At 46.2% G+C, this 3,391-nt stretch carries 3 protein-coding genes and 1 pseudogene; 3 read left to right on the forward strand and 1 reads right to left on the reverse strand.

What is annotated here, in order from left to right; translation table 11 throughout:
- Window positions 1–152 precede the first annotated feature (152 nt).
- The 3 genes and pseudogenes from FYJ51_RS13340 to FYJ51_RS13350 all read left to right on the forward strand — a co-directional run.
- Window positions 153–782 (forward strand): HAD family hydrolase, encoded by a 630-nt coding sequence (locus FYJ51_RS13340; RefSeq protein ID WP_154506013.1) that lies wholly within the window; start codon window positions 153–155, stop codon window positions 780–782.
- Window positions 779–1,915: a 23S rRNA (uracil(1939)-C(5))-methyltransferase RlmD gene (gene rlmD, locus FYJ51_RS13345; RefSeq protein ID WP_154506014.1), complete on the forward strand. Its 1,137-nt coding sequence runs from the start codon at window positions 779–781 to the stop codon at window positions 1,913–1,915. The genes FYJ51_RS13340 and rlmD overlap by 4 nt, the downstream gene beginning before the upstream one ends.
- Window positions 1,900–2,154: pseudogene (locus tag FYJ51_RS13350) on the forward strand (TraM recognition domain-containing protein); the annotation flags it as partial. The gene rlmD and the pseudogene FYJ51_RS13350, both read left to right, overlap by 16 nt.
- A 488-nt stretch (window positions 2,155–2,642) precedes the next feature.
- Here FYJ51_RS13350 and FYJ51_RS13355 read toward each other — a convergent pair.
- A partial coding sequence (locus FYJ51_RS13355; RefSeq protein WP_154506015.1) for a transposase occupies window positions 2,643–3,391 on the reverse strand: 749 nt, incomplete at its 5' end.

Genomic DNA, 3,391 nt, shown 5'->3' on the forward strand with positions numbered 1-3,391 from the left:
AGCTCATTCAGCCTGCTGTATTCTTTCATACCTCCAGTCTTGATCGTGACTGGCTTTCATGCCATAGTCATTCCGTGCATTCTGTAAGGTTCTTTCCGGAACGTTCTGATCAGAAGTCGCCTGTGATAGAATGATGCCTAGCGAGGAATGCCATGAAAACACTGATCTGGGACTATAACGGAACGATACTGGATGATCTTGATCTATGCCTGAAGATTGAGAATGAAATGCTCATGGAACGGCATATGAAGGCAGGATACACAAGAGAACAGTATCGGAGTCTGTTCTGCTTTCCGGTGATTGAATACTATTACAAGCTCGGATATACGTTTGAACATGAGTCGTATGAGCAGATCTCCGTGGAGTTCAATGAACGGTATGATGAAGGATTCTCATCCTGCCGTCTGACCGATGGATTTCTGGAGAAGATTGCGGAAGCTGAAGAGAAGGGCTATCAGAACGTGATTCTTTCTGCCTGCCAGGAGGAGAAACTCCTGAAGCAGACCGAACAGCTTGGGATCGCCGGATACTTCCGGGAACGGATGGGCATGGATAATATGCTTGCGGAATCCAAGGTGGAAATGGCAAAGCACTGGATGATCCGCTCCGGCGTGAATCCGGATGAATGCATGTATATCGGCGATACGCTGCATGACATGGAAACTGCGGAAGCGATCGGCATCCGCAATTATGTTCTGGCGGCTTGCGGCCATCAGTCCTATGAGGTGCTTAAGAATGCGTCGGATCATGCTGTCCATAATCTCCGGGAGGTAGTGCTATGAACAAGGAATGCCCGGTACAGAAGATCTGCGGCGGCTGTACCAGACTGCATGAAAGCTATGAAGAGCAGCTGAAGCACAAGCATGAGGAGCTTTCAAGGCTGTACCCGAAATATCATGTCGAACTGACCATCGGAATGAAGAACCCTTATCATTATCGGCATAAAGTCTATGCGGCGTTCGGAACAGACCGGAATGGAAGACTCGTGGCCGGTATGTATGCAGAGCATACCCACCGGATTGTGTCTTCCAGATCATGCCTGATCCAGAATGAGACAGCAAACCTGATCTTAGAGGGAATCATCAAGATTGCTGAGGAGATGCATCTGCCTGCGTATGAGGAAGATAAAGAGAGAGGGGTCCTGAGACATGCTTATATCCGGGTGGCTCATGCGACGGGAAAAGCAATGGCAGTCATCGTGATCGGATCTGAGGAACTGCCTGGCGCAAAGAAGTTTGTCAGTCTTCTGACTCAGAGATTTCCGGAGATTGAGACCGTCGTTCTGAACTACAATCGGAAACATACGAGTATGGTACTTGGAGAAAGAAGCCGAGTGCTGTACGGTCCTGGATATCTTTCGGATGAACTGCTTGGCATGAAGTTCCATATTTCTCCTGCTTCTTTCTATCAGGTGAATCCTGTACAGACTGAGGTTCTTTATCAGACTGCCATCGATCTGGCAGGAATTACCAGAAATGATTCAGTGCTCGATGCGTGCTGCGGAATCGGAACAATCTCTCTGATTGCGGCTAAGCAGGCGAAAGAAGTAATCGGAGTGGAGATCAGTCCGGAAGCGATCAGAGATGCAAAGCATAATGCAAAGCTGAATCATATCACGAATGCAGAATTCTACTGCGATGATGCAAACCGCTTTCTGGATCGGCTGATCGATTGCCCGGATGTCGTGATCCTCGATCCGCCCAGATCTGGAATGACTCAGGGATTCATGCAGCATTTAGCGGAAATGAAACCGGATCGGGTTGTCTATATTTCCTGCTTTCCGAAGACTCAGGCAAGAGATATCAAGAATCTGACCTGCAGAGGCTATCGGGTAAAGAAGATCGTTCCGGTTGATTTATTTCCGATGACAGATCACGTGGAGACAGTGGCTCTGCTAACATTGTCGGCAACATAGATTCGCGGATCCTTCTCGGCGGAAAGAAGCTGACAACTTTGAAGGAACTGAATCGGGCACTTGGCAAGGAGACGATCGATATCCACAATACCGGGGAAAGCCGGGGACGAGAGCAGTCCCACAGCCTGAACTATCAGAAGCTGGGACATGATCTATTGTCTGTTGATGAGCTTGCAGTTCTGGATGGATCCAAGTGTATTCTGCATTTGAGAGGTATCCTGCTATTTCTCTCATCCAGGAGAGTATGATTGGAACAGGAAGGACGGAAATTTACGTGATGATCTGCAACATGCAGGAATAGATGTACTGCCAAGGCTGGTATCACCGCCACGCATGATGCAGTCCTTTTCCTTTCAATCATTCATGCCTGCTGATTCTGTCCTGCTTGCAAGCTCAATATTGACAGAAATCTCTGCAAATCTAGAATGAAATTGCGGTCAGATTGACTGCTATTCAGTTTGCTGGAGGAAAGAAAATGGAAACGCTTCACTTCAACCGGGATGAATTCCATAAGTGCTATGACTTACTGAAAACAGGCATCTGTATTGTGAAGGCAGACGTACAGGAAACGGTTCTTTTTGCCAATCAGGGACTTATTTCGATGTATGACTGCAAGACGGAAGAAGAGTTTCTTTCTTTTACGGCCGGCCGGCTTTCCGGAATGTATACGGGAGATCATATTGTCCTTTCTGAAAAAAGCCGTATTTGCACAAGGGGGCTGAGGATCTTACAAATCTGGCTTACTCTTGCGATACAGCTCTCTGTAGCGAAGTGTTTTCGGGTTTTCAAAACTCAAATTCAGAAGCCGGTCTAATTTCTCATAAAGATCGTGCGGAGCATTGAAGCTGAATGCAAATAGGTTCAGGTAACCAGGAAGTTCATCTCTTCTAAAGCCGCTGTGTGCTCTTAAAAACTTCTGCAGCCTATTATGAACCTGGTTGATGGGATTCATCGGATTCTTATTGTCTGGCAAACCTTTCATTTTCTTAGAATCATACTGGATATTTTTCAGTTCCAGCTTCCTGACAAGCATGTTATGGCATGGATCTTTATCAGTGATCAATCTTGATCCTTGCTTGATATGATCCTTTAAAGCTTCATATACTTGTCTGCCGGCTGGCTCGCCCAAGCCAATGTACTTTACAAACACAGTTTTGCCATCTGTGATTGTCGCAATGCACATCTGATTAATAGAATGGCCGCGCAGCTTCTGGTTATTTTCTTTGCGGATGATATCTTCGCTGCGAACTGGAATAAATGTCTCATCGCAATAAACATCGCCTTCAAGCAGGATAGAATCCTGAATTTCGTCCAGCAGAAGACATGTCTTTGCAAACCAGTATTTTGCAGTAGTAAAAGCATTTTTGTTGTTCCAGGAGTCCGCGCTTAAGCTGAGATATTGGAGCAGATTACGCCAGTATTCTATCCATTCGGTAATAGAAATCTTGTGACTGTCGAAGATAGTTCCTGTAATGA

Source organism: Stecheria intestinalis, assembly GCF_009696165.1.
GTDB classification, from domain to species: domain Bacteria; phylum Bacillota_I; class Bacilli_A; order Erysipelotrichales; family Erysipelotrichaceae; genus Bulleidia; species Bulleidia intestinalis.

What these genes read in the sequence shown, in the direction of transcription:
- FYJ51_RS13340 (WP_154506013.1), top strand. Translation starts at nt 153, where the DNA reads ATGAAAACACTGATCTGGGACTATAACGGAACGATACTGGATGATCTT.
- rlmD (WP_154506014.1), top strand. Translation starts at nt 779, where the DNA reads ATGAACAAGGAATGCCCGGTACAGAAGATCTGCGGCGGCTGTACCAGA.